20 protein-coding genes are annotated in these 25,035 nt (G+C 73.1%); 10 read left to right on the top strand and 10 right to left on the bottom strand.

Features of this window, described 5'->3' with window-relative positions:
- Positions 1-54 precede the first annotated feature (54 nt).
- Positions 55-1,347 (bottom strand): ABC transporter substrate-binding protein, encoded by a 1,293-nt coding sequence (locus ABD823_RS06945; RefSeq protein WP_344857052.1) that lies wholly within the window; start codon positions 1,345-1,347, stop codon positions 55-57.
- 314 nt (positions 1,348-1,661) lie between these two features.
- Here ABD823_RS06945 and ABD823_RS06940 point away from each other — a divergent pair, with 314 nt between their 5' ends.
- On the top strand, positions 1,662-3,587 hold the full coding sequence (locus ABD823_RS06940; RefSeq protein ID WP_344857051.1) for an ABC transporter ATP-binding protein: 1,926 nt from the start codon (positions 1,662-1,664) through the stop codon (positions 3,585-3,587).
- Positions 3,588-3,674: 87 nt separating this feature from the next.
- Here ABD823_RS06940 and ABD823_RS06935 read toward each other — a convergent pair whose 3' ends face one another.
- Together ABD823_RS06935 and ABD823_RS06930 are read right to left on the bottom strand one after the other, a co-directional pair.
- The gene (locus ABD823_RS06935) at positions 3,675-5,126 is read right to left on the bottom strand and encodes a peptidoglycan D,D-transpeptidase FtsI family protein (protein WP_344857050.1); all 1,452 of its coding nucleotides are present in this window, start codon (positions 5,124-5,126) and stop codon (positions 3,675-3,677) included.
- A gap of 153 nt (positions 5,127-5,279) precedes the next feature.
- Positions 5,280-5,672 carry a MerR family transcriptional regulator gene (locus tag ABD823_RS06930; protein WP_344857048.1) on the bottom strand — a complete coding sequence of 131 codons (393 nt, stop codon included), beginning with the start codon at positions 5,670-5,672 and terminating at the stop codon, positions 5,280-5,282.
- A 113-nt stretch (positions 5,673-5,785) separates the two neighbouring features.
- On the opposite strand from ABD823_RS06930, the gene ABD823_RS06925 reads away from it, so the two are divergent.
- Positions 5,786-6,730, top strand: a complete 945-nt coding sequence (locus ABD823_RS06925) for an aldo/keto reductase (protein WP_344857047.1) — start codon at positions 5,786-5,788, stop codon at positions 6,728-6,730.
- A gap of 46 nt (positions 6,731-6,776) precedes the next feature.
- On the opposite strand, the gene ABD823_RS06920 is transcribed toward ABD823_RS06925, so the two are convergent.
- A complete protein-coding gene (locus ABD823_RS06920; protein ID WP_344857046.1) occupies positions 6,777-7,430 on the bottom strand; it encodes a TetR/AcrR family transcriptional regulator in 654 nt (217 codons plus the stop codon).
- Between the two features lie 71 nt (positions 7,431-7,501).
- Between ABD823_RS06920 and ABD823_RS06915 the strand changes: the two genes are divergently transcribed.
- The 5 genes from ABD823_RS06915 (at position 7,502) to ABD823_RS06895 (ending at position 12,640) form a co-directional block, all read left to right on the top strand.
- Positions 7,502-8,824, top strand: a complete 1,323-nt coding sequence (locus ABD823_RS06915) for a GH1 family beta-glucosidase (RefSeq protein ID WP_344857085.1) — start codon at positions 7,502-7,504, stop codon at positions 8,822-8,824.
- A gap of 263 nt (positions 8,825-9,087) precedes the next feature.
- Entirely contained in the window at positions 9,088-11,319 is a 2,232-nt protein-coding gene (locus tag ABD823_RS06910) for a sensor histidine kinase (protein ID WP_344857044.1), read from the top strand.
- Complete coding sequence (locus ABD823_RS06905) at positions 11,300-11,725, top strand: roadblock/LC7 domain-containing protein (protein WP_344857042.1); 426 nt, start codon at positions 11,300-11,302, stop codon at positions 11,723-11,725. The genes ABD823_RS06910 and ABD823_RS06905 overlap by 20 nt, the downstream gene beginning before the upstream one ends.
- Positions 11,722-12,072 carry a DUF742 domain-containing protein gene (locus ABD823_RS06900; protein ID WP_344857040.1) on the top strand — a complete coding sequence of 117 codons (351 nt, stop codon included), beginning with the start codon at positions 11,722-11,724 and terminating at the stop codon, positions 12,070-12,072. Before ABD823_RS06905 ends, ABD823_RS06900 begins: the two co-directional genes overlap by 4 nt.
- Positions 12,053-12,640: a GTP-binding protein gene (locus ABD823_RS06895; protein ID WP_344857038.1), complete on the top strand. Its 588-nt coding sequence runs from the start codon at positions 12,053-12,055 to the stop codon at positions 12,638-12,640. The genes ABD823_RS06900 and ABD823_RS06895 overlap by 20 nt, the downstream gene beginning before the upstream one ends.
- A 163-nt stretch (positions 12,641-12,803) precedes the next feature.
- Here the strand turns inward: ABD823_RS06895 and ABD823_RS06890 are convergent, their stop codons facing one another.
- Positions 12,804-14,054: a family 16 glycosylhydrolase gene (locus ABD823_RS06890; protein ID WP_344857036.1), complete on the bottom strand. Its 1,251-nt coding sequence runs from the start codon at positions 14,052-14,054 to the stop codon at positions 12,804-12,806.
- Between the two features lie 221 nt (positions 14,055-14,275).
- Positions 14,276-15,118, bottom strand: coding sequence for an SDR family NAD(P)-dependent oxidoreductase (locus ABD823_RS06885; RefSeq protein WP_344857034.1), 843 nt, complete (start codon positions 15,116-15,118; stop codon positions 14,276-14,278).
- 83 nt (positions 15,119-15,201) lie between these two features.
- Between ABD823_RS06885 and ABD823_RS06880 the strand changes: the two genes are divergently transcribed.
- Complete coding sequence (locus ABD823_RS06880) at positions 15,202-15,627, top strand: winged helix-turn-helix transcriptional regulator (protein WP_344857032.1); 426 nt, start codon at positions 15,202-15,204, stop codon at positions 15,625-15,627.
- A gap of 28 nt (positions 15,628-15,655) precedes the next feature.
- Here the strand turns inward: ABD823_RS06880 and ABD823_RS06875 are convergent, their stop codons facing one another.
- Positions 15,656-16,567 (bottom strand): coiled-coil domain-containing protein, encoded by a 912-nt coding sequence (locus ABD823_RS06875; protein WP_344857030.1) that lies wholly within the window; start codon positions 16,565-16,567, stop codon positions 15,656-15,658.
- Positions 16,568-16,960: 393 nt separating this feature from the next.
- Between ABD823_RS06875 and ABD823_RS06870 the strand changes: the two genes are divergently transcribed.
- Positions 16,961-18,394, top strand: coding sequence for an aldehyde dehydrogenase (locus ABD823_RS06870; RefSeq protein WP_344857028.1), 1,434 nt, complete (start codon positions 16,961-16,963; stop codon positions 18,392-18,394).
- A 295-nt stretch (positions 18,395-18,689) separates the two neighbouring features.
- Here ABD823_RS06870 and ABD823_RS06865 read toward each other — a convergent pair whose 3' ends face one another.
- From ABD823_RS06865 to ABD823_RS06855, 3 genes are read right to left on the bottom strand one after another with little or no spacing between them, the layout of a single operon-like run.
- The gene (locus tag ABD823_RS06865) at positions 18,690-19,868 is read right to left on the bottom strand and encodes an acetate/propionate family kinase (protein ID WP_344857026.1); all 1,179 of its coding nucleotides are present in this window, start codon (positions 19,866-19,868) and stop codon (positions 18,690-18,692) included.
- On the bottom strand, positions 19,865-21,904 hold the full coding sequence (gene pta, locus ABD823_RS06860) for a phosphate acetyltransferase (protein WP_344857024.1): 2,040 nt from the start codon (positions 21,902-21,904) through the stop codon (positions 19,865-19,867). The genes ABD823_RS06865 and pta overlap by 4 nt, the downstream gene beginning before the upstream one ends.
- Positions 21,905-21,947: 43 nt before the next feature.
- The gene (locus ABD823_RS06855; RefSeq protein ID WP_344857022.1) at positions 21,948-22,697 is read right to left on the bottom strand and encodes an alpha/beta hydrolase; all 750 of its coding nucleotides are present in this window, start codon (positions 22,695-22,697) and stop codon (positions 21,948-21,950) included.
- A 284-nt stretch (positions 22,698-22,981) separates the two neighbouring features.
- On the opposite strand from ABD823_RS06855, the gene typA reads away from it, so the two are divergent.
- Positions 22,982-24,835, top strand: coding sequence for a translational GTPase TypA (gene typA, locus ABD823_RS06850; protein WP_344857021.1), 1,854 nt, complete (start codon positions 22,982-22,984; stop codon positions 24,833-24,835).
- The last annotated feature ends 200 nt before the right edge of the window (positions 24,836-25,035 follow it).

The raw sequence follows: 25,035 nt of genomic DNA, 5'->3' as shown, positions 1-25,035 counted from the left end.
GGGCCGGGCGCCGGAGCGTCCGGGCCGCGGGCCGCGCGCGGACGTCCAGGGACGTCATTGGCCGGAGTTCTTCGCCGCGTCGGCCAGCGCGGCCTGGAACGCGGCGACGTCCTGGGACTGCTGGAACAGGCCGACCGCCTCGTTGATCGCGGCGCGCCAGGCGTCGTTGACCGTGACGCCGTGCTGGATGGAGCCGGCCAGCTCGTTGCTCCCCCAGTCCTTCAGCGCGTCGGCGAGGTAGTCGGTGTAGAGCGAGGTGTCGGCGTCCTTGCGGGCCGGGATCGAGCCCTTCTTCGGGTTGAAGGCGTCCTGGCCCTCCTTGCTCGCGGCCACCTTGAGCCAGGCGATCGCCCCGTCCCGGTTGGGCGCGCCCCTGGGCAGGGTGAAGCTGTCCGACAGCCACATGAACGTGCCGGCGGTGCCGGGCGCGGGCGCCCAGTCGAAGTCGGTCTTGGAGGTCTTGCCGAGCCCTCCGTCGGGCGGGTTGTGGAAGTAGCCGTAGGCCCAGTCGCCCATGATGGTGAACGCCGCCTGGCCGTCGGCCACCTGCTTGGCGGCGGGCTGCCAGTCGTCCTGCGGGTCGGTGGCGTAGGACAGGATCGTCTTGTACGCGTTCAGCGCCTTGGTCATCGCCGGGCCGGACCAGTCCGCGTCCGCGCTCCACAGGGCGTTGTAGGCCCGCGTGCCGAGCGAGCCGAGCAGCACGCTCTCCAGCAGGTGCACGGCCGTCCACTCCGAGCCGAGCGCGAGCGGGATCCTGCCCGTCGCCTTGACCTTCTCCAGCGCCGCGACGAACTCCTCGATCGTCGCGGGCACCGTGCCGACGCCCGCCTCCTTCAGCACCGCCGGGTTGAACCACATGACGTTGGACCGGTGGATGTTCACCGGCACCGAGTAGATCTTGCCGTCCACACTGATCTGCTCGACCAGCTGCGGCGGCAGGACCTCCCGGAGCTTCAGCTCGTCGTAGAGGAAGTCGACCGGCTCCAGGTTCCCGGCCTTGATGTAGCCCTGCAGCTCGGCGCCGGCGTGGCCCTGGAAGGTGTCCGGCGGGGTGCCCGCCTGGAGCTTCGTGGCGAGCAGCGCGCGGGCCTTGTCCCCGGAGCCGCCGGCCACGGCCGCGTCGAAGAACGTCAGGCCGGGGTTCCGCTTCTCGAAGATCTCCCTCATGGCCTTCAGGCCGTCGGCCTCGCCCGGTCCCGTCCACCAGGAGAAGACCTCGACCTGCTTGCCGGCGCCGCCCTGGGGGCTCTGCGCCGCCCCGCCGCCACCGCCGTCACCGCACGCGGTCAGGGCGAGCAGGCCCGCCACGGTGACCGCGACGGCCGCCGTCCACCGTCGTCGCATGGCTTTTCCCGTCCCTTCGGGGTCGAGGATCGCTATGGCGCGCGCCGCCGGGCGCCGCGCGTTCTGGCCGCGGCGCCGCGCGCCGCGTTCCCCCGAGGTGACAGCGCTGCGTGACAACGTTGTCAGTACGGCTATCAACGCACGCGCGCCCTCCCCCGTCAAGAGGCGGGCGGACGGAGGCGGACGAGCGGCGCCGCCACCGTGCTGCCGGCGCCCCGGCACCCGGCCCCCGCGAGGGGCCCCGCGCGCCGGGTGTCCGATGGTGGACAGCCTCGGCCATGGCGGCCACCGGCCCGGCCGTTCACACTGCGGTCATGGCGGACACCTCACAGGACCCCGTTCCAGCACCCCGCGAAGCCCCGGACGCCGGCGCCCCCGGATCCGACGTGCCCGGGCTCGGCGAGCTCACCTTCTCCGACTGGCACGCGCACGCCGGCGAGCTGGCCGGCGTCGGCTTCCTCACCATCGCCCGCCGCCTGCCCGCCCTGGTCGCCCAGGCCGTACGGCTGGCATGGCTGGCCAGCCCCCGCGACACCGTCACCGCGATCGCGCTGAGCCTGCTCGGCGGCGTCTTCACCGCCTTCGGCCTGCTCGCCACGACCGGGGTGCTGACGGCCCTGTTCGAGGCGGGCCCCACCCCGGAGCGGGTCAGGGCCGCCCTGCCCAGCCTGGTCCTGGTGGGGGTGGCCGCCGCGCTGCGCGCGCTGGTGCAGGCGGGCGCCGGCTGGGCGCAGTCCCGGCTGGAGCCGCAGGTCAGCCGGGTCGCCGAGGAGCGCCTCTACGGGCTGACCAGCCGGGTGGAGCTGGCCTCCTTCGACGACCCGGACTTCCACGACGCGCTCCAGCGGGCCCGGGCCCGCGGCGTAGCCATGGCCGACCAGGTGGTCGGGACGGCGATCAACGTGCTGACCGCGGCGATCGGCATCGCCGCCACGGCGGGCGTGCTCGGCGTGCTCCACCCGCTGCTCCTGCCGCTGCTGGTGCTGGCCGTCCTGCCCGACGCCTGGGCGGCCGTCCGGGCGGCCCGCATGCGCTACACCACGATGTACCGGCTGATCCCCGCGGCCCGGCGCAAGTGGATCATCGCCGAGCTGCTCGCGGAGCGCGAGCCGGCGGCCGAGGTGCGCTCGTTCACCATGCGCGGCTTCCTGATGCGGATGTACGACGCGGTCTCCCGGGCCGAGCAGTCGGTCATGCTGGACCTGGCGCGGCGGCAGACGGTCACCCGGATCGTCGGGGAGGCGCTCGGCGGCCTGGGCACGGCCCTGGTCTACGTCGCGCTCGGCGTGCTGCTGGCGCTCGGGGCGGTGCCGCTGGCCGTGGCGGGCACCGCCGTGCTCGCGATCCGCTCCGGCCAGACCTACCTCGCCAACCTGATGTACGCCACCAACCGCCTGTACGAGGAGGGCCTGTACTTCACGGACTTCCTCGACTTCTGCGCCGCGGCGGAGAACCGGCTGGCCGGCGGGCGCACCGAGCCCGTCCCGGAGTCGTTCCGTCGCATCACCGCCGACGACGTCACGTTCACCTACCCCGGTTCCGACGCCCCCGCCCTGCAGGGCGTCTCGGTCCACCTGGACCGGGGCGAGGTGGTCGCGCTCGTCGGGGAGAACGGCTCGGGCAAGACCACCCTGGCCAAGATCCTGTCCGGCCTCTACGAGCCCGACGCCGGGCGCGTCCGCTGGGACGGGACGGATCTGGCCCGGGTCGATCCCGACCGGCTCCGCGAGCGCATCGCGGTCATCGCCCAGGACCACACGCACTGGCCGCTGACCGCCCGGCACAACATCACCATGGGCACCGACAAGGGCGAGCCCGCACTGGTCGCTGCGGCCGAGGTGGCCGGGGCCGACGAGGTGGTGGCCGGCCTGCCGCACGGCTACGACACCCTGCTGGACCGGCGCTTCAAGGACGGCCAGGAGCTGTCAGGCGGGCAGTGGCAGCGGATCGCGGTCGCCCGCGGCTTCCACCGGGACGCGCCCCTGCTGATCTGCGACGAGCCGACCGCCGCCCTCGACGCCCGGGCGGAGCACACGCTCTTCGAGCGCATCCGGGAGCACGCCGGCGGCCGCACCGTCCTGCTGATCACCCACCGGCTGGCCAGCGTGCGCTACGCCGACCGGATCTACGTGCTCGACCACGGCAAGGTCACCGAGGAGGGCACCCACGCCGAGCTCATGGCGCTCGGCGGCCTCTACGCCGAGCTGTACGGCCTGCAGGCGGAGGCCTACTCGGCCTGACCGGCCCTCCGGTCCCGCCTCCGGTTTCGCCTCCTCTCCCGCCGCCTCCCGGCTCCGTCCCCGGCGGAGGCGCGCCGCGGACGCCCCTCACCCGGTGCCCAGCACCGCCTGCATGATCTCCTTGGCGATGGGCGCCGCCACCCGGCCTCCGGAGCCGCCGCCCTCCACGAGGACCGCCACGGCCACCCGGGGCTCCCGCGCCGGGGCGAACCCGGTGAAGACGGCGTGGTCGCGGCCCGCGTTCTCCGCGGTCCCGGTCTTGGCGGCCACCTCGACGTCCGGGATCGCCGCGGCGCGGCCGGTGCCGCCCGGCCGGGTGACGCCGGTCATCATGGCGGTGAGCCGGGCCGCGTCGCGGCGGCCGAGCGCGCGCCTGTACCGGGACGGCTCCGCCTCCCGGACCACCGTGCCGTCGCCGAGCCGCACCTCCTGCACCAGGTAGGGGCGCATGAGCACACCGTCGGCGGCGACCGCCGCGGAGATCATCGCGAGCATGAGCGGGGTGGCCCGGTCGTCGAACTGGCCGAGCGCCGACATCGCGGTCTGCGCCCGGTCCATCCCGGCCGGGTAGACGCTCCGCGCGACCGGCAGGGGGATCGCGAGGTCCGCGGCGTTGAACCCGAACGCCTCGGCCTGCTCGCGCAGCGCGTCCTGGCCCAGCTTGACGCCGAGCAGCGCGAACGGGGTGTTGCAGGAGACCTTGAACGCGTAGGACAGCGGCGGCAGGCCGTTCCCGCAGGCCGACCCGCGGAAGTTGCGCAGCAGGGCGGAGGCGCCGGGCAGGCGGAGGACGGGGGGCGCCGCGACCTCCGTGCCCGGCCGGTAGCCGCCGGAGGAGAGCGCCGCGGCGGCCGTCACGATCTTGAAGACGGAGCCGGGCGGGTAGGTCCGCCGGATCGCCCGGTTCAGCAGCGGCCCGCGCGGGTCGGTCTGCAGCCGCCGGTCGGTCCGGTCGAGCTCGGCCGGGTCGGGGGTCGTGTAGGCGTTCGGGTCGTAGGACGGGTGGGACGCCATGGCCAGGATCGCGCCGGTGGCCGGGTCGAGCGCGACGGCGGCGCCGGGCCGGCCGGTGGTGCGCAGCCCCGCGTAGGCCGCCCGCTGCGCCCGCCCGTCGATCGTGAGCCTGACCGTGGCCCGGGCCGGCGTCCCGCCCATGATCGAGCGCACCGTCGCCCGCGGGTCGTTCCCCGACAGCACCGCGTCCTCGGCCTGCTCGACACCGGTGGCGCCGTAGAAGGACAGGTGGCCGGTGACCGGGGCGTGGACCGGGCCGCCGGGGTAGAAGCGCCGGTAGCGGTGGCGCCCGTCGGAGGGGCGGCTGGTCGCCACGACGGTGCCGTCGCGCAGCACGATCTCCCCCCGGGGCCGGTCGAACCGCGCGGTCGACGCGCGCTGGTTGTGCGGGTCCTCCCGGAGCCGGGCCGCCTCGAAGACCTGGATGTAGGTGGCCCTGCCGAGCAGCACGAACAGCATCACCCCGCATGCCACGGCGACGTGCCGCAGCGGGATGTCGATCCGCCGTGCGCGCGGTGCGGCCATGGGCCCCTCCCCGAGATCCGGCTACCGGTCTAGCAGCCGGCGCGGAAAGGGACCCCCGCCCCGCGGCAAAACCGCCGTACGGCGTGCCTCACCCGCCTCCCGGGTCCGTGAGGCCTCGGCCGTACCCCCCGTCTCCCACCCCGGGAGCCCGGCTCAGCCGGCGGCGGGGCACGGTGTCTCGGCGATCACGCCGCGGTAGTAGCCGATCTTGTTGCGGAGCGCGGCCTGCTTCTCCCGCAGGTTGGCGACCTGGGCCTCCACCCGGCGGTCGTGGGCCTCCAGCAGGGCGATCCGGTCGCGGATGGTGTGCTCGCCCTCCCTGGTCAGCTCCGCGAAGCGGAGCATCTCCGCGATCGGCATGCCGGTGTCCCGCAGGCACCTGATCATGCCCAGCCAGCCGATGTCCTGCTGGGTGAAGCGCCGCTGGCCGGCGGCGTTGCGGCCGACCCGCTCCAGCAGCCCGATCCGCTCGTAGTAGCGCAGAGTGTCGAGGCTGAACCCGGTCTCCTCCGCAACCTGTCCCGGCGTGTACACACTCGTGCTCATGCCCGGCAGCATCCCACCTGGAGCGGGCTCCAGGTCAAGCTCCCGGCCGCCGTGCGGCGCGCCGCACCGCCCCGCTTGACATGGAGTGGGCTCCAGCTTCCAGGCTGTGCCGTATGACGACGCACCACATCCCCTTGGCCCTGGGCACCATCCCGTTCGGCACCGCGGTGGACGACCGGACGGCGTTCGCGATCATGGATCGCTTCGCCGAGGCGGGCGGCGCGCTGCTGGACACCGCGAACAACTACCCCTTCTGGTACGACGGAGCGACCGGAGACGAGAGCGAGCTGACCATCGGCCGCTGGCTGGCCTCACGCAAGAACCGCGACCGGATGGTGGTCGGCACCAAGTGCGGCGCCCGGCCGACCGTCCCGGGCGACCGCACGCTCGGCTCTGCCGAGGGGCTGTCCGCGCCGGTGATCAAGGCGGCGATCGAGGGCAGCCTCCGCAGGCTCGGGACCGACCACGTCGACGTGTACTGGGCGCACATGGAGGACCGGTCGGTCCCGCTGGCCGAGACCGTCGGCGCCTTCGACGAGCTGGTCCGGGAGGGCAGGGTCCGCGAGGTCGGCGCCAGCAACCTCCCCGTCTGGCGGCTGGAGCGGGCCCGGAACGTGGCGCGGGAGAACGGCTGGACCCCCTACACCCACCTGCAGCTGCGCCACTCCTACGTCCGGCCCCGCCCGGGCGCCCCGCTGCAGTCCTCCGGGCACCGGGTGGCGGGCGACGAGACCCTCGACTACCTGCGCGAGGAGCCCTCCGTCACGCTGTGGGCCTACAACACCCTGATGAGCGGCGGCTACACCCGCGAGGACCGCCCCTTCGACGAGGCGTTCGACCACCCGGGCACCGACCGCCGCCTCGCCGTGCTGCGCGAGGTCGCGGCCGAGGTGGGCGCCACGGTGAACCAGGTCGTCCTGGCCTGGCTGATCGGCGGTTCCCCGGCCGTGGTGCCGATCGTCGGCGTGAGCGGCGTCGAGCAGCTGGACGAGGCGCTCGGGGCCCTGGACGTCAAGCTCGACGGCGAGCTCCGCGCCCGGCTGGACGCCGTCTCCTGAGGCGTCCGGCGGTTCCCGCCGGGCCCGCCGCCCGGGGAGCCGCCGGTCAGGAGGGGAGGTGGCCGGCGAGGTAGCGCCGGACCAGGAGCTTGCACTCGGCGATCAGCTCGGGGTCTCCCTCCGGAGCGGTCCGGAAGGCGAGCTTGAGCACGGCGTCGGCCGCCTCCACCGCCACGACCAGCGCGCGGTCCAGCTCCGGTCCCACCGGGGCACCGAGTACGTCGATGGTGATCGCCCGGAGGCGGTCGGCGACGACCACGTTGTTCTCCAGCGCGGCGTCGAGCATGCGCTCGGTGCCGCGCAGCGCCGGGCCTCCCGGCGTGGGCAGCACCTCGCCGAAGTCCATGACGGCGAAGCCGGGCGTGGAGCGCTTCATCGCGACGAACTCGTCGATCGCCAGGTCCACCATCTGGGTCCAGCCGGACAGCTCGGCGTCGCCGAGGCGGGTGGTGACCCGGTCGAGGAACGCCTCGAGGTTGCGCAGCGCGAGCGCGCGCACCAGCCCCTGCTTGTCCGGGAAGAACTGGTAGAAGGTGCCGATCGGCACCTCCGCGCGGCGCGCGACCTCCTTGGTGGTCAGCGCCTCGTATCCCACCTCGTCCAGCAGCCGGGCGCACTCGTCCAGCATGCGCTCGACCCGTTCCACGCTCCGCCGCTGGGCGGGGCGGCGGCGCAGCGTTCCCCCGGAGACGTTCGTCATCCCCTCATCATCCCCCATCGGCCCCTTCACCGAGCTAACATGAGCAGCACTCATACCACTGGAGGGTGCAGATGTTCCTCTGGGGCGCGGCGACGGCCTCCTACCAGATCGAGGGCGCCGTCGCGGAGGACGGCCGGGGCCCCTCCATCTGGGACGTCTTCTCCCACGAGCCCGGCCGCGTCGCCGGCGGCCACACCGGCGACACCGCCTGCGACCACTACCACCGCTGGCCCGAGGACGTCGCCCTCCTGGCCGGCCTGGGGGTCGGCTCCTACCGCTTCTCCATCGCCTGGCCCCGCGTCCAGCCCGCCGGGACGGGACCGGCGAACCCCGCCGGGCTGGACTTCTACGACCGGCTCACCGACGCCCTGCTCGCCGAGGGCATCGTCCCGGCGGCCACCCTCTTCCACTGGGACCTGCCGCAGCCCCTCCAGGACGCGGGCGGCTGGCTCTCCCGGGACACCGCCTTCCGCTTCGCGGACTACACCGCCCTGGCGGCCGACCGGCTCGCCGACCGCATCCCGATGTGGATCACCCTCAACGAGCCCTTCGTCCACATGGCCTACGGTTACGCGACCGGTGTGCACGCCCCGGGCCTGGCCCTGCTCACCGGCGCCCTGCCCGCCGCCCACCACCAGCTCCTCGGGCACGGCCTGGCCGTGGCCGCGCTCCGGGAGCGCGGCGTCCGGCAGGTGTTGATCACCAACAACTGCACCCCGGTCTGGCCCGCCTCCGGCGACCCCGCCGACCTGGCCGCCGCCGACGCCTACGACGTCCTGCACAACCGCCTGTTCAACGACCCGGTCCTGCTCGGGACCTACCCGGACCTGTCGGCGTACGGCACGGCGCTCGACTGCGTCCGCGACGGCGACCTCGACCTGATCTCCGCCCCGCTCGACGGCCTGGGCGTCAACTACTACAACCCCACCCGGATCGCCGCGCCCGCGGCCGGGGACCTCCTGCCCTTCGCCGACGTGCCGATCACCGGATACCCCCGCACCGCCTTCGGCTGGCCCGTCGTCCCCGACGGCCTGCACGAGCTCCTGACCGGACTGGCCGCCCGGTACGGCGAGGCCCTGCCCCCGGTCTACGTCACCGAGAACGGCTGCTCCCAGCCCGACGAGGTGGGCCCCGGCGGCGTGGTGGACGACACCGCCCGGATCGCCTACCTCGACGGGCACATCGCGGCGGTGGAGCGGGCGGTGGCCGACGGGGTGGACGTGCGCGGCTACTACGTCTGGTCGCTGCTGGACAACTTCGAGTGGGCCGAGGGCTACCACCAGCGCTTCGGACTGGTCCACGTCGACTTCGCCACCCAGCGGCGCACGCCCAAGGCCTCCTACCACTGGCTGCGCGAACGCATCGCCCTGCGGCGGGACCCCGGCCGCGCGTGACGCCGCCGGCGCCTCCTTCCCCGCCGCCGGTCCCGGCCCGGTCCCGCATCACCTCCCCGTGACGGCCCGGTCTCCCGTGACGGCCCGGTCTCCGGGGGCGGCATCGATACCGAATCTTCGCAATCACCGCCTTGAACCGCTTTCGATCACACCGGCATAGTGAGGCGAATCACAGCGCACCCGTCACGGCGCGATCTTCGGGGGTCGGCCGCCGCCCGTGACGGACGACCCTGCGCGGGAACGCGCGGAACTGGACACGATGGATGAGCACCCCCCAGCCGATCCGGACGAGGATCCTCAAGATCCTGCTGATCCCGTTCGCCGCCCTCGTCGCCATGTGGGGCTACAACGCCTACACCACCGTCCTGGAGGTCTCCGCTCTCGCGCAGACCCAGAGCCGGTGGCAGGAGGTCGGCTCCCCCGTCCGGGAACTGATCGAGGAGCTTCGGCGGGAGCGCCAGCTGACCGCCGAGACCGCCGGCCGCCCCGACCGGCGGGCGGTGCTGGCGGAGCAGCGGCGGACCACCGACGACACGGCCTCCGCCCTGCGTGAGCTGGTCGCCTCCATCGGCCTGGAGAACACCGCCGAGGAGAACTCCACCGGCATGCGGTCCCTGCTGGAGTCCCTGGGCGACCTCAGCGCGCTGCGCTCGGCGGCTGACGGCGGCCGGACGGCCCCGTCCGAGGTGATCGAGCGCTACGCCTCGCTCGTCGACCTCGCCCACCGGCAGCTCAACGCCGCCGACCTGCTCCCCGACGTGGCGTCCCACCGGATCGTCCGGGGACTGTCCTACTACTCGATCGTCTCCGAGCACCTGTCCCGCGAGCACGCCCTCGTCACCCTCGCGCTGGCCCGCGGCGAGATGACCACGGCCGAGCACACCGCCTTCGTCGCCGCGGCGACCGGCCGCAGGCTCATGCTCGCCGCCGCCGAGCGCGACATGGGCCCCGAGCTGCGGGCGCTCCACCGGGAGCTGGCGGCGGGCACCGCCCACCGGCGGCTCCAGACGGCCGAGGACCGGCTCCTCGCCTGGGACGGATCAGGCTCACCGCCGCTGGACGCCGCCGTGTGGAACCGGGACGCCGAGGCCGTCGTCTCCGCCCTCGACTCCAACGCCCGGCGGGAGCTGGCCCGCGTCACCGACAAGGGCGGCGACCTGCGGACCGCGGCCCTGCTCCGCATCGGCGCGGTCGTGCTCCTCGGCCTGTTCACCGTGGTCGTCTCGGCCGTGCTCTCCTACCGCTTCGGACGCTCCCTGGTCCGGGAGCTGCGGCAGGTGCGGGCCTCGGCCGCCGAACTGGCCGAGGAGCGGCTGCCCCGGCTGGTCGAGCGGCTGGCGGGCGGCGAGGACGTGGATCCGGCGGCCGAGACCCCCGAACCGGCGCCCACGCCGACCGCCGAGGTGGACGGCGTCGTGCGGGCGCTGTCGGCCGTCCGACGGACCGCGGTGGAGGCCGCGGTCGGCCAGGCCGTGCTCCGCAAGGGCGTCGGCCAGGTATTCCTCAACCTCGCCCGGCGGAACCAGGCCCTGCTCCACCGCCAGCTCACCCTGCTGGACGCGATGGAGCGCAGGACCGAGGACCCGCAGACGCTGGAGGACCTGTTCAAGGTCGACCACCTGACCACCCGCATGCGCCGGCACGCGGAGAACCTCATCGTCCTGTCCGGCGCCGCCCCCGGCCGCCGGTGGCGCGACCCGGTCCCGGTCCTCGACGTGGTGCGCGGCGCCGTGCTGGAGGTCGAGGACTACACGCGCGTCACGGTGCTGCCCATGCCCGGTGCCCCGCTGCTGGCCGGCAACGCGGTCACCGACGTCGTCCACCTGATCGCCGAGCTGGTCGAGAACGCCACGTCCTTCTCCCCGCCGGGCACCCCGGTCCACGTCCGCGGCTCGGCCGCCGCCCACGGCTTCGCGATCGAGATCGAGGACCGCGGCCTGGGGCTGGGCGGGGTCTGCGTCGACGAGCTCAACGGCAGGCTCGCCCGGCCGCCGGAGTTCGACCCGGCCGACAGCGACCGGCTCGGCCTGTTCGTGGTGTCCCGGCTCGCGGCCAGGCACGGGATCAAGGTCGTGCTGCGGCCCTCGCCCTACGACGGGGCCACGGCGATCGTGATGCTCCCGCTGAGCCTGCTGGCCGATCCCCGGACCCCGGCCGACGACGGCCCGGCCCCGCTGGAGGCCGCCGGCGGCGACCCCGGCGCTCCCGACGACCTCGACGGGCTGCCCGTACGGGTCCGGCAGGCCAGCCTGGCCCCCCAGCTGCGCCGCGTGCCCGGCCGGGAGCCGGAACGGGCGCCCGCTCCCCCGGCACGGGCGCCCGAGGAGGCGCTCGCCCGCATGTCCGCCATGCAGCGGGGCTGGCGGCAGGGCCGCACCCAGGCCGGAGCCCACGGCGGGGCGCGCGACGGCGCGCACGGCGACACGAGCGGTGACACGAGCGGTGACCCCCGGAACGGAAAGGAGGGCCATTGCGATGGCCGACCCCAGATCTGAGCTCAGCTGGCTGCTGGACGACCTCACCCGGCGCGTCCCCGGGATCCGGCACGCCGTCGTGCTGTCCTCCGACGGACTGGCCATGGGCGGCTCCCGCGACCTGACCCGGGAGGACACCGAGCACCTGTCCGCCATCTCCGCCGGCAGCCACAGCCTCGCTGCGGGCGCGGGGCGGCACTTCGGCCTCGGCGGCGTGCGGCAGACCATCATCGAGCTCGAGGGCGGTTTCCTGTTCGTCACCGCGGCCGGCCAGGGCGCGCGGCTCGCCGTACTGGCCGCGCAGGACGCCGACCTCGGCATGGTCACCTACGAGATGGCACTGCTGGTCAAGCGGGTCGGCGAGCACCTGTCCGCGCAGCCGAGGACGGCGGCCCCGGCGCCCGCCTGGAACGGGTCCCGGTCGTGACAGGGGACGACCCGGGACCGCTGATCCGGCTCTACGGGCTGACCGGCGGCCGCGCCCGCCCGGCCGGCGAGTCGTTCGACCTGGTCGCCGTCGTCACGACCGTCCACGTGCCCCTCGACCCGGTCGGGCTCGTCCCGGAGCACCTCGCCGTGCTGGACCTGTGCCGGCGGCCCACCCCGGTGGCGGACGTCGCCGCGCACCTTGGCCTGCCGGTCAACATCACCCGCGTGCTCCTGGCCGACCTGCGCCGCGACGGGCTGGTGGCCATCGACCGGCCCGGGCCCGTGGCGCAGACGATCACCGAGGACGTCTACAGGGAGGTGCTGCATGGGCTACGCAGGCTCTGAGCCCGCGACCGCCGATCCCGCGGTGGCGCTCAAGATCCTCGTGGCGGGCGGCTTCGGGGCCGGGAAGACGACCATGGTCGGCGCCATCAGTGAGATCCGGCCGCTGCACACCGAGGAACTGCTGAGCGCGCGCGGCGCCGGCGTGGACGACCTGCGGGGCGTGGAGTCCAAGGCCACCACGACGGTCGCGCTGGACTTCGGCCGCATCACCATCCGCGACGGCCTGTGGCTCTATCTGTTCGGCACGCCCGGCCAGGACCGCTTCTGGTTCATGTGGGACGAGCTGTCCTCCGGCGCGCTCGGCGCCGTCGTGCTCGCCGACACCCGCCGCCTGCAGGACTGCTTCCCCGCCGTGGACTACTTCGAGCAGCGGGCCCTGCCGTTCGTGGTGGCGGTCAACTGCTTCGACGGCGCCCGCCGCCACGACCCGGCCAAGGTACGGCGGGCGCTCGGCCTGGACGGGGCGGCGCCGGTCGTGATGTGCGACGCGCGGGAGCGCGAGTCGGTCAAGGAGGTGCTGACCACCCTGGTGGCCCACGCCGTCGGCGGCGCGTTCCCCGCCGCCTGACGGGCCCCCGGGTCGGCCCGGGAGACGGGTCGCCGGATGCGGGCCCGCGCCCGTACCGCGCCCCGGGTCCGCCTCCCGCCGGACCGCGGACGCGCGAGGCACGCCGGACCGCGGACGCGCGAGGCCGGCGGCGCCGGCCGCCGGCCTCGCGTATCAGTCGGGGTCAGGCACGGGTCCACTTCTGGTTGGCCGTGCCGGCGCAGTCCCACAGCTGGAGCCGCGCGCCGTTGGCGGCGTTGTTGTCCACCACGTCCACGCACCGGTTGGAGACCGGGTTGACCAGGTCACCGGCCGAGGTGAGCCGGAACTGCTGGGCGGCGTTGCCCTTGCACGGGTGGAGCTGGATCGGTGTGCCGTTGGCGGTGCCGGCGCCCGCGGCGTCCATGCACATGCCCATCGCGCTCACGGTGCCGTTGCTGTTGAAGGCCCACCGCTGGGCGGCGCTGCCGTTGCAGTCGTACATCTGCAGGCGGGCGCCGTCGACGGCGTTCGCGGCGGGGATGTCGATGCAGCGGCCGTTCAGCTTCGACTTCAGGGCGGAGGCGCCCCCGGAGCCGCCGGAGCCCCCGGACCCCTCATCGTTCCACGCGTGGACGCGGACGTAGTCGACCAGCATGGTCTGCGGGAACGAGGTGCTCGCGTTGGGGCTGCCCGGCCAGTTGCCGCCGACCGCCACGTTGAGGATCATGAAGAACGGGTGGTCGAAGACCCACCGGTTCCCCCGGATGCCGGACGGCGTGAGGCGGAAGTACTCCGACCCGTCCAGGTACCAGACGATGAGGTTGGGGGACCAGTCGACCCGGTAGGTGTGGAAGGCGTCGCCGAGCGGCGCGCCGATCGTGCGGCTCCCGCCGATGCCGCCGCTGCCGGAGTAGCCGGGGCCGTGCACGGTGCCGTGGACCGTGTTCGGCGCGCTGCCGACGTTCTCCATGATGTCGATCTCACCGGTGTTCGGCCAGTCGCCGCCGCCGAGCATCCAGAAGGCCGGCCAGATGCCCTGCCCCTTGGGGATCTTGATCCGGGCCTCGAAGCGGCCGTACGCCTGGCTGAACTTGCCCGCGGTCAGGATGCGGCCCGAGGTGTACTGGCAGGTCCCGTAGTGGCACTGGTAGTTGGACGGGTTCCCCTTGCGGGCGGTGATGGCCAGGTGGCCCTGCCCGTCGTGGTACACGTTCTGGGTGGAGTCGGTGTAGTACTGCAGCTCGTTGTTGCCCCAGCCGCCGCCGCCGATGTCGAACTTCCACTTGGACCCGTCGACGGGGGTTCCGGCGGCGGCGTTGAACTCGTCAGACCAGGTGACGGGGCCGATGGCGGCGGCTTCGGCCCGGTCGTCGCCCGTGGTGGCGCCCAGCGTGGTGGCGGTCAGGGCGAGGACCGCGGCCAGGGCCGCGAGAAGAGGCCTGCGTTTGCGCATGGGGGTGGTTCCGCTCTGTCGTCGTCGCGGGACGGGACCTCCCGGCCCGCCCGCGGTGGGGAGGAGCCGTCACGGTGGGGCGCCCGCCGAGAACACCGTGACGGCTGAAGTCACGAAGATGTAACCGCACCCCACAACCCCTGTCAATAAGAAACTTTATTTAAGGTTTATTTATGGTTGACAGCCCTGGTGGGACCGGGGGCGGGCTCGTACCGTCGGGTTCAGCGGCGGGAGGACCGGTCGCGCAGCAGGCGCTCGGTGTAGGCCGCCAGGCGGGCGGCCTCGCCGGGGTCGAGCGTCCGCAGGGACCTGTCCACCGGCCGGCCCCTGTCGACGGCGGTGAGCGGGTCTCCCGGCGGCTCGTCGATCCATCCGACGATCGGCCGGACCGCCTCGGGCACCGGACGGGCGAAGAGCCTTCCGAGTAGTCTGATCGAACCGCGCACCAGCGGGTTCCGGTGTCCGCCGGTCCCGCTGCGGGTGAATCCGGGATGGTAGAGGACGTAGCGCGCCCTGCTCCCCGCCCACTCGGCGAACGCCACACCGAGCAGGTCGTTCGCCCGGCCCGCCTGCAGCTGGGCGCGCACCTGGCCGTAGCGGCGCGTCAGCTGCGGATCCTCCCAGAAGATCCGGCCCGCGGTGTTCCCGACACCGGCGACATTGATGACCACCGGTGCGGGACTGGCGTCGAGCAGCGGGACCAGCCGGTGGCTGAGGAGATAGCGGCTCAGGTAGTACAGGGCGAAGGTGTGCTCCAGCCCCTCCGCGGTCTCTCTGCGCCCGGCGCTCACCCGGTTGGCGAACAACGCCAGCGCGTCGACGCTGCCGTGCCGCTCGAAGACACCGGCGACGACCCGTTCGACCTCGGATATCGAGGACAGGTCCGCCCGGACGAACCGCAGGTTCGGACTGCCGGCCCGTTCGAGCAGGGCGCGGCCCTTCGCCTCGCTGCTGCCGATCACGGTGACGCGGTCGCCCCGCGCGAGCCGTTCCAGGGCGGTCGCGCGGCCCATGCCGTCGGTGCCGCCGCTGATGATCACGGTTTTCGGCGTTCGGTCGGGCACGGGGTCCTCCACGGTCCGTAGGATCGCAATCGGCTGGACCAATCGTGGGACGCCCCCGTCGGCGGCGGAAAGAAGGCAGTTTCATGTCCGGTACGCACACCGGTGTTCCCTCCGTGCTGGCTCACGAGCTTCCCCGGCCGGTGCCGGCCGACGAACTCGCGGCGTGTCCCGTCGGGGACGTGTTCCGGCGGGTGGGCGACAAGTGGAGCATGCTGCTGGTGATCCTGCTCGGCGGCCGCCCGCACCGGTACAACGAGCTCCACCGCGCCGTCGAGGGGATCAGCCAGCGCATGCTGACCCGAACGCTGCGCGGCCTGGAAGCCGACGGGCTGGTGCGGCGCGAGGTGCACCCGACCGTGCCGCCCGCCGTCGAGTACAGCCTGACCCCGCTCGGGCGGACGCTGCTCGAACCGCTGTCGGCACTGGCCGACTGGGCGGTACGCCACGGGACGGAGATCGACGAGGCCCGGTCCCGGCACGCCGCCGGCTCCGGCGCGCCGAGTCCGTGAGACGCTGCCGGGGCGCGGCCGCGCCCCGTCAGAACATCGAGATGTGCACGTGGTCGATGTGGTTGGCGGTGTTGCCGCCGCGGTCGGACATCATGCGCCAGCCCGAACCGGTCCGCACGTCGTAGTACTTCTGCTGCCAGATGATGTACATCACGCCGAGCCGCGCGCCGTTGTCGATGGCCCACTGGGCCAGGCGGTCGCCGCGGGCCTTGGCCTCGGCGGTGGGCACCCGGCCGCCGGAGCTCATCATGAAGTCGCAGGCCCGGCCGCTGCCGTGGTCGCCGGGGTCGCCGGGGCGCAGGCAGCCGTAGCCGTACGGCATCGGGAAGTTCTGCAGCACCAGGTTGCGCATGGTGACCGTGCGGGGGGTCAGGCCGCCGTTCCCGGTGGGCTGCTGGAAGCCGTACTTCGCCAGGAGCCCCTCGATCCGGACACGGTCCTTCTTGAGCCGGGAGATGTCCCGTTCCAGCTCGGCGATCTCGGCCTCGGCCTTCTTCTCCGCCTCGTCCGCCCGCCTGATCAGCTCCTTGAGCCGGACGAGCTGGTTGGCGCGCTGGCCGGCCAGGTGGGACATGGTCGCGGCCTGGTCGAGGGCGAGCTCGGCGTCGCCCCGGAAGCCCAGCATGGCGGCGCTGTCCAGCGGACCGCCCATGTAGGCGGTCTGGGCGAAGCGGACCACGTCGGTCTCCGTGGTGGCCAGGGAGCGCTTGAGGCTCTTGGCGGTCTCGGTGGCCTTCTTGGCCTTGACCCGGGCGTCCTCCAGGGTCTGCACCTGGCCGCGGTAGCGCTTGTTGAGCCGGCTCGCCTCGGCGGTCAGCTTCTTCAACCTGGCCTCGGGGTCGGGGGCGGTGATCTGCCCGGCGCTCGCCCCCGCCATCGCCGGGGTCAGCAGGAGCGCCGCGAGCAGGACGCCCAGCACCGCCGGGCGGCTCGGTCGCACGCTTCGCTCACCTCCAGAGGCCCTTGCGGACGGAGCGAAACTATAGAAGACGATCTTCAAGCTCGCCACCGGAATGGTGGATTCCATACACCATTGATGAACTATCTACCAGGTCGCAACGTATGACCACAATTTCGGGCATGCCCGAACCTTCCAGCTAGGGGTCGGCCGGACGCGCCGAGGGGCGCACCACGAGGGTACGGCCCCGGAGGGCGACGCGCCCGGTGAGTGCGCAACCCCGCCCTCCGGTCGCAACCCTTGCCATGATTGACAGAACCTGGTTCGGTTTTCCCCGGCGGCGGGCCTTGTGGAGGTCCCTCCCGCGGATGACACTGTCCGAACAAGCATTAGTTCAGTTCATCGCCCCGGACCGCCCACCAGGAGGCAACAGACATGCGCCAGCACGACACGCTGTTCATCGGAGGCGACTGGGTGGCCCCGGCGGGCACGGCCACGATCGACGTCGTCTCGCCCCACACCGAGGAGGTCGTCGGCCGCGTGCCGGAGGGCACCGCCGCCGACATGGACCGCGCGGTGGCCGCGGCCCGCCAGGCGTTCGACCACGGCCCGTGGCCCCGGATGACCATGGCCGAACGGGCCGCCGTCGTGGCCAGGCTCGCCGACCTCTACGAGGCCCGCCAGGAGGAGATGGCTGAGATCATCACCGAGGAGATGGGCTCGCCCATCGCCTTCTCCAAGATGGCGCAGGTGCCCCAGCCGCTCGGCTTCCTGCGCTACTACGCCGAGCTGGGCCGGGAGTTCGCCGTCGAGGAGGACCGGCCCGGCACCTTCGGCCCGGTCACCGTACGGCGCGAGCCCGTCGGCGTGGTCGCCGCGATCGTCCCGTGGAACGTCCCGCAGTTCGTGATCATGACCAAGCTGGCCCCGGCCCTCGTCGCGGGCTGCACGGTCGTCGTCAAGCCCGCCCCCGAGACGCCGCTCGACTCCTACCTCCTCGCCGAGCTGATCAAGGAGGCGGGCCTGCCCGAGGGCGTCGTCAGCATCGTGCCCGCGGGCCGCGAGGCCGGCGAGCACCTGGTCTCCCACCCCGGGGTGGACAAGGTCGCCTTCACCGGATCCACCGCGGCCGGCCGCCGCATCGCGAGCATCTGCGGCGAGCAGCTCAAGCGCGTCAGCCTGGAGCTCGGCGGCAAGTCCGCCGCGATCATCCTGGACGACTGCGACCTGGCCTCCGCGATGGGCTTCCTGTCGATCGCGTCGCTGATGAACAACGGCCAGGCCTGCGTCGCGCAGACCCGCATCCTCGCCTCCCGCAGCCGCTACGACGAGGTGGTCGACGCGGTCGCCGCGATGGTCCGGAGCATGCCGGTCGGCGACCCCGCCGACCCGGCCACGGGCATCGGCCCGCTGGTCGCCCAGCGCCAGCAGGAGCGGGTGGAGAACTACATCAGGATCGGCATCGACGAGGGCGCCAAGCCGGTCGTCGGCGGCCTGGAGCGCCCGTACGGACGCGGCTGGTACGTCGCCCCGACCGTCTTCGCCGGCGCGACCAACGAGATGCGCATCGCCCGGGAGGAGATCTTCGGCCCGGTGCTGGCCGTGATCCCCTACGAGGACGAGGCCGACGCGATCCGCATCGCCAACGACAGCGACTACGGCCTGGCCGGCACGGTGTGGACCGCCGACGCCGAGCACGGCATGGAGGTGGCCCGCCAGGTCCGCACCGGCACCTACGGCGTCAACCTCTTCATGCTGGAGCCCTGCGCCCCGTTCGGCGGCTTCAAGTCCAGCGGCATCGGGCGCGAGATGGGCCCCGAGGGCCTGGCGTCCTACCTGGAGTACAAGTCCATCGCCCGCATGGGCTGACCCCGGGCCTTCTCGGCCCCCCTCGGGACCTCCCGGCCCGGTCCCGGACGCCCCGCGTCCCGCGGGGCCGGGCGGGGGGGCGGGACGTGCCGGTACGGCCCCGCGGGGCCGTACCGGCACACGCGGCCGGATGAGCGGCCCAGCGCGCCCCCGCGACGCTGGGCGACCGGCCGACTGCATGAAGTATGCCCCACGACCACCGGTTGGCGGCGGTTCGTGTCCCCTGGGCTTCTCCCGGCGGGTTTCATCCGTCCACCCTAGGTAGACGGCTTTCATCCGCGATCGGTTCGGAGATTCACCCGCGACCGTTCCGGGAGACGACCTCGAGGGTCTGGCGGGCGATCTCCAACTCCTCGTCCGTGGGGATCACCGCCACCTTCACCCGCGAGCCGTCCGCCGAGATCAGTCCCTTGCCGGCCGCGTTGAGCCCGGGGTCCAGGGCGATGCCGAGCGCCTCCAGACCGGCCAGCGCCCGCTCCCGGACCAGGGCGGAGTTCTCCCCGACACCGGCGGTGAAGGCGATCACGTCCACGGTGCCGAGCACCGCGTAGTAGGCGCCGACGTACTTGCGGATCCGGTGGCAGTAGACCGACAGGGCCAGCTCGGCGTCCGGGTCCCCCTCGGCGACCCGCCGCTCCACGGCGCGCATGTCGTTGTCGCCGCACAGGCCCAGCAGGCCGCTGCGCCGGTTGAGCAGCCCGTCGACCTCCTCGGTCCGCATCCTGGCCTCGCGGCGCAGGTGGACGAGCACGCCCGGGTCCACGTCGCCGCTCCGGGTGCCCATGACCAGCCCCTCCAGCGGGGTCATGCCCATGGAGGTCTCCACGCACCGCCCGGCGGCCACCGCCGAGACGCTGGCGCCGTTGCCCAGGTGCAGCACGATCACGTTGGGGTCCGGCCGGTCCGCCAGCCGCGCCGCCTCCCGGGAGACGTAGGCGTGCGAGGTGCCGTGGAAGCCGTAGCGGCGGATGCCGTACCGCTCGGCGGTCGCGCGGTCGATCGCGTAGGTCGCGGCGGCCTCCGGGATGGTGCAGTGGAAGGCGGTGTCGAAGACCCCGACCTGCGGCAGGTCGGGGCGGAGCCGCCGGGCGACCTGGATGCCCTCCACGTTGGCCGGGTTGTGCAGCGGGGCGAGCGGGACGAGCTTCTTGATCTTCTCGACCACCCGGTCGGTGATCAGCGTCGGCTCGGTGAAGGCCGTGCCGCCGTGGACCACCCGGTGCCCGATCGCGATCAGCTCCTCCGAGTCCAGGCCGAATCCCACCCGCTCCAGCTCGTCCGCGACGGCCCGCAGCGCCTGGCCGTGGTCGGCGACCGGGGAGCCCGCCTCTCCGATCCGCTCCACCGTCCCGGAGGCCAGGCGCACGGCCTCTCCCGCCTCCGCTCCCTTCGCCGGCTCCTCTCCCATCGAGAGCAGCCGGTACTTCACCGACGAGGATCCGGAGTTGAGCACCAGGATGTGCTTGCGCGTCATCGGGGATCCCCCTGGGCCTGGACGGCGGTGATGGCCACCGTGCTGACGATGTCGGTGACCAGCGCGCCGCGCGACAGGTCGTTGACCGGCTTGCGCAGTCCCTGCAGGACCGGGCCGACCGCGACCGCCCCGGCGGAGCGCTGCACCGCCTTGTAGGTGTTGTTGCCGGTGTTGAGGTCCGGGAAGATCAGCACGGTCGCCCGCCCCGCCACCTGCGAGCCGGGCAGCTTGGCCGCGGCGACCCGGGGGTCGACCGCCGCGTCGTACTGGATGGGGCCCTCGACCAGCAGGTCGGGTGCCCGCTCGGCGACCCTGGCGGTGGCCTCGCGCACCTTGTCCACGTCGGCGCCGCTGCCGGAGCGGCCCGTCGAGTACGACAGCATCGCCACCCGCGGCTCGACGCCGAAGCGCCGTGCCGTACGGGCCGAGGAGATGGCGATGTCGGCGAGCTGCTCGGCGTCCGGGTCGGGGTTGACCGCGCAGTCGCCGTAGACGAGCACCCGGTCGGCCAGGCACATGAAGAACACCGAGGAGACGATCGACGTGCCCGGGACCGTCCGGATGATCTGGAAGGCGGGCAGGATCGTGGCGGCCGTGGTGTGCGCGGCGCCGGAGACCATGCCGTCCACCAGGCCCCGGTGCAGCATCATCGTGCCGAAGAAGTTGACGTCGGTCAGCGCGTCCCGCGCCCGGTCGAGGGCGACGCCCTTGTGCGCCCGGATCCGGGCGTACTCCTCGGCGAAGTCGTCGCGCAGCGGCGAGGTCACCGGGTCGACCACCGCCACCCCCTCCAGGTCGAGGCCGAGCTCGGTGATCCGCCGCCGGACCGCCTCCTCCCGGCCCAGCAGGGTGAGGTCCACGATGCCGCGGCGGAGGAGGAGGTCGGCGGCCCGCAGGATGCGGTCGTCCCCGCCCTCCGGCAGCACGATGTGCCTGCGGTCGGCACGCGCCCGCTCCAGAAGCATGTGCTCGAACATCATCGGGGTGACCCGCTCGGAGCGGGCCAGCGCGATGCGGTCGGCGAGGTCGGCGGTGTCGACGTGCGCCTCGAAGTGGCCCAGCGCCGTCTCGATCTTGCGGGGGTTCTCCGCGGTGAGCCGCCCCTCCAGGTGGCCCAGCGTGGTGGCGACGGCGAAGCTGCCGGCCTGCGCCGACAGCACGGGCAGGCCGGGGGCCAGCCGCGAGGTGAGCTCCCGCACCCCCTCGGGGGGCACCTCGCCCAGCGTCAGCACCACGCCCGCCGGCCGTACGGTGCCCGCGGCCTCCGCCGCCGCGGCGGCCAGCAGCAGGTCGGCCCGGTCGCCGGGGGTGAGCAGCAGCGCCCCGTCCACCAGGTGCGACAGGAGCGTGGGGAGCGTGGCGCCGCCGAAGACGAACCCGTTCACGTCCCGGAGCAGCCCGTCGTCGTCACCCAGGACCTGCTTGGCCTCCACCGCCTCCGCCACCTGGGCCACGGTCGGCGCCGACAGCGACGGGTGCTCGGGGATGACGTAGTACGGCACCGGCAGGTCGGGTTCGACGGCCATGCCGGGCGGAACCCGGTTGGCGATCACCGCCAGGACCGTGCAGCCCAGGTCGGAGAAGACCTGGTAGCCGGTGCGCATCTCCCGCGCGATCTCGCCGGGCCCGTCGGCGTGCGCGCCCACCACCACGATCACCGGGGCGCCGAACTCGGCGGCGAGGCGGGCGTTGAAGGCCAGCTCGCGGGGGAGGTCGTCGGTGGCGAAGGAGCTGCCCAGCACCAGCAGCGCGTCGCACTCGTGCTCCATGGTGTGGAAGCGGGCGACGAGGCGGCCGATGAGCTCCTCGCTCCCGTGCCGGGCGTAGATCTCGGCCGCCTCGTCGGCGGTCACGCCGATCGACGAGGCCGCGGGGCGGTATCTGTCGTCGAGCAGTTCCGAGGCGTGCTCGCCCCGGGCGATCGGCCGGAACACCCCGGTCCGGCCGGCCCGGCGGGTCAGCAGCTCCATCAGGCCGAGCTCGACGATCTGCCGCCCGTCACCGGGGCCGAGACCCGCCACGTAGATGCTCCGCATGTGCGCTTACCCCCGCCTCGACCATTTGCCGTCCGTACCAGGACTAAACCATGGCCGCCCACCGCCCGATCCGGCGGATCAGGTCCGGCGTGGCGGCCGTTTCCGCGTGACCGTAACCGGGCTCGATCCACAGCTCCTTGGGGTCCCGGGCGGCGTCGTGGATCTGGTGCGGGTGGTCGAGCGGGAAGAACGTGTCGGCGTCGCCGTGCACGACGAGCAGCGGCACCGGCGAGATCCGCGCGGCCGCCTCGTAGGGCGCCAGCGGGAGCGGGTCCCACCCGCCCCGGGCGATCCGCGTCCGCTTCCCCAGCCGCGCCGCCAGACGCCCGGCCGGGTGCTCGATCGCCCAGTGGACCTGCCGCATCGGCCGGGTGCCGCGGTAGTACCAGCGCGCGGGCGCGCTGACCGCGACCACCCCGTCCACCCCGCGCAGGAGGGCGGCCTGGCGCAGCGCCACCGCTCCGCCCATGGAGAACCCCATGGTCACCACCCGGGAGTAGCCGGTCACCCGCGCGTGCCGCACCGCCGCGTCCAGGTCGTGGATCTCCAGGTCCCCCACGGTCGTCTCGCCGCCGGAGCGGCCGTGCCCCCGGAAGTCGAACGCGATCACGCCGCCGAACCCGCTGAGCACGTGGACGATGCGCCGGGTGGTGCGGGAGCGGAACGATCCGGTGAAGCCGTGCGCCAGCACGATCGCGAGGTCGCCGTCGTGCCGCGGCGGGGTGTGCGCGGCGTCGATCCGTACGTTGTCCCGGGTCCTGAGCATCACGGGGAAGGAGGGGGCGAAAGACATGGGGCGAGCTTAGGCGCCGCCCCACCCGGACCGCGCCCCGCCTCCGCCCGGCCCGCCGCCGGCCTCCACCTGCCCGCGAGCGGCCCGGACGCGGTCGGCGGCGGACCCGCGTCCGGGGTGCCGGACGGGTGCCGGCGGGTGGCGGCGCGGTGGTCCTCCGGGTTTCCGGAGGGTGAACGGGAAGGGCAGGGGGCCGAGAACGCGTTGAAGAAGGCTGGAATCAACTAAAATAATGCGGCCGCACGTCCGCGGTCAGCCCCACGACCACAGAGTGAGACTTCAACATGCCCTTGAACAGCCGCGACGACCTGCGGAACATCGCGATCATCGCGCACGTCGACCACGGCAAGACCACTCTCGTGGATGCCATGCTCTGGCAGTCGGGAGCCTTCCGGGCCAACCAGGACGTCGACGACCGTGTCATGGACTCCAACGACCTCGAGCGCGAGAAGGGCATCACCATTCTCGCCAAGAACACCGCCGTCCGGCACGGTGACATGACCATCAACATCATCGACACCCCCGGCCACGCCGACTTCGGCGGCGAGGTCGAGCGCGGCCTGTCGATGGTGGACGGCGTCGTGCTGCTGGTGGACGCCTCCGAGGGTCCGCTGCCGCAGACCCGGTTCGTGCTGCGCAAGGCGCTGACCGCCAAGATGCCGGTCATCCTCTGCATCAACAAGGTCGACCGCCCCGACGCCCGGATCAAGGAGGTCGTGGACGAGGTCTACGAGCTCTTCATGGACCTGGACGCCACCGAGGACCAGATCGACTTCCCGATCGTCTACGCCTCGGCCAAGGCCGGCCGCGCCTCGCTGAACCGTCCCGAGGACGGCGGCATGCCCGACTCCGAGGACCTGGAGCCGCTCTTCGAGGTCATCAAGGAGACGATCCCGGCCCCGGTCTACGACCCGTCCGCGCCGCTGCAGGCCCACGTCACCAACCTCGACTCCTCGACCTACCTGGGCCGGATCGCCCTGCTCCGCGTCCACCAGGGCGTCATCAAGAAGGGCCAGCAGGTCGCCTGGTGCAAGACCGACGGCACCATCGAGCGCGTCAAGATCAGCGAGCTGCTGATGACCGAGGCGCTGGAGCGCAAGCCCGCAGAGCAGGCGGGCCCCGGCGACATCATCGCGATCGCCGGCATCCCGGACATCATGATCGGCGAGACGCTGGCCGACCCCGACGACCCGCGCCCGCTCCCGCTGATCACGGTGGACGAGCCCGCGATCTCGATGGTCATCGGCACCAACACCTCGCCGCTGGTCGGCAAGGTCAAGGGCGCGAAGGTCACCGCCCGCATGGTCAAGGACCGCCTGGAGAAGGAGCTCGTCGGCAACGTGTCGCTGCGCGTGCTCCCGACCGAGCGCCCCGACGCCTGGGAGGTCCAGGGCCGCGGCGAGCTGGCGCTGGCCATCCTGGTCGAGCAGATGCGCCGCGAGGGCTACGAGCTGACCGTCGGCAAGCCGCAGGTCGTCACCAAGATGATCGACGGCAAGCTGCACGAGCCGGTCGAGCGGCTGACCGTCGACTGCCCGGAGGAGTACCTCGGCGCGGTGACCCAGCTGCTGGCCGTGCGCAAGGGCCGCATGGAGCACATGACCAACCACGGCACCGGCTGGATCCGGATGGAGTTCGTGGTCCCGGCCCGCGGCCTGATCGGCTTCCGCACCGAGTTCCTCACCGAGACCCGGGGCACCGGTCTGGTCCACCACGTCTTCGAGCGCTACGAGCCGTGGTTCGGCGAGCTGCGCACCCGCAACAACGGCTCCCTGGTCGCCGACCGCTCCGGCCCGGTGACCGCGTTCGCCATGCTCAACCTGCAGGAGCGCGGCGTGCTGTTCGTCTCGCCGGGCACCGAGGTCTACGAGGGCATGATCATCGGTGAGAACTCGCGCTCCGACGACATGGACGTGAACATCACCAAGGAGAAGAAGCTCACCAACATGCGCTCCTCCACGGCGGACGAGACCGAGAAGGTCATCCCGCCGCGCCAGCTCTCCCTGGAGCAGGCGCTGGAGTTCATCCGCGAGGACGAGTGCGTGGAGATCACTCCGGAGGCGGTCCGCATCCGCAAGGTCGTGCTCGACGCGGCCAGCCGGGCCCGCACCGCCGCCCGCGCCAAGCGCGGCGGCTGACCGCCCGCGGCGGCCGGTCCTCGGTGAAGGGGCGGGTGCCCTCCCGCACGGGAGGGCACCCGCCCCTTCCGCGTGTTGCCCTGAAACTTCCACGCGTTCCCCTAAAACCCTTTTGTCCCCTATAGGGGATATCGAGGGCATTGCCGGCGACTCCTGAGGTATGGAGACAGGCGAGCTCTCTGCTCCGCCCCGTGCCGCCC

This window comes from Planomonospora alba, from assembly GCF_039534085.1.
Lineage (GTDB): Bacteria > Actinomycetota > Actinomycetes > Streptosporangiales > Streptosporangiaceae > Planomonospora_B > Planomonospora_B alba.
This window is presented reverse-complemented; position numbering and strand designations above follow the sequence as displayed.

Excerpts from the sequence above, each read along its gene's own strand:
- ABD823_RS06915 (WP_344857085.1), top strand. The coding sequence starts at position 7,502 with ATGTTCCTCTGGGGCGCGGCGACGGCCTCCTACCAGATCGAGGGCGCC.
- ABD823_RS06890 (WP_344857036.1), bottom strand. The coding sequence starts at position 14,054 with ATGCGCAAACGCAGGCCTCTTCTCGCGGCCCTGGCCGCGGTCCTCGCC.
- ABD823_RS06920 (WP_344857046.1), bottom strand. The coding sequence starts at position 7,430 with ATGACGAACGTCTCCGGGGGAACGCTGCGCCGCCGCCCCGCCCAGCGG.
- ABD823_RS06870 (WP_344857028.1), top strand. The coding sequence starts at position 16,961 with ATGCGCCAGCACGACACGCTGTTCATCGGAGGCGACTGGGTGGCCCCG.
- ABD823_RS06910 (WP_344857044.1), top strand. The coding sequence starts at position 9,088 with ATGAGCACCCCCCAGCCGATCCGGACGAGGATCCTCAAGATCCTGCTG.
- ABD823_RS06940 (WP_344857051.1), top strand. The coding sequence starts at position 1,662 with ATGGCGGACACCTCACAGGACCCCGTTCCAGCACCCCGCGAAGCCCCG.
- ABD823_RS06855 (WP_344857022.1), bottom strand. The coding sequence starts at position 22,697 with ATGTCTTTCGCCCCCTCCTTCCCCGTGATGCTCAGGACCCGGGACAAC.
- ABD823_RS06935 (WP_344857050.1), bottom strand. The coding sequence starts at position 5,126 with ATGGCCGCACCGCGCGCACGGCGGATCGACATCCCGCTGCGGCACGTC.
- ABD823_RS06895 (WP_344857038.1), top strand. The coding sequence starts at position 12,053 with ATGGGCTACGCAGGCTCTGAGCCCGCGACCGCCGATCCCGCGGTGGCG.
- ABD823_RS06905 (WP_344857042.1), top strand. The coding sequence starts at position 11,300 with ATGGCCGACCCCAGATCTGAGCTCAGCTGGCTGCTGGACGACCTCACC.
- ABD823_RS06880 (WP_344857032.1), top strand. The coding sequence starts at position 15,202 with ATGTCCGGTACGCACACCGGTGTTCCCTCCGTGCTGGCTCACGAGCTT.
- ABD823_RS06930 (WP_344857048.1), bottom strand. The coding sequence starts at position 5,672 with ATGAGCACGAGTGTGTACACGCCGGGACAGGTTGCGGAGGAGACCGGG.
- typA (WP_344857021.1), top strand. The coding sequence starts at position 22,982 with ATGCCCTTGAACAGCCGCGACGACCTGCGGAACATCGCGATCATCGCG.
- ABD823_RS06865 (WP_344857026.1), bottom strand. The coding sequence starts at position 19,868 with ATGACGCGCAAGCACATCCTGGTGCTCAACTCCGGATCCTCGTCGGTG.
- ABD823_RS06925 (WP_344857047.1), top strand. The coding sequence starts at position 5,786 with ATGACGACGCACCACATCCCCTTGGCCCTGGGCACCATCCCGTTCGGC.
- pta (WP_344857024.1), bottom strand. The coding sequence starts at position 21,904 with ATGCGGAGCATCTACGTGGCGGGTCTCGGCCCCGGTGACGGGCGGCAG.
- ABD823_RS06945 (WP_344857052.1), bottom strand. The coding sequence starts at position 1,347 with ATGCGACGACGGTGGACGGCGGCCGTCGCGGTCACCGTGGCGGGCCTG.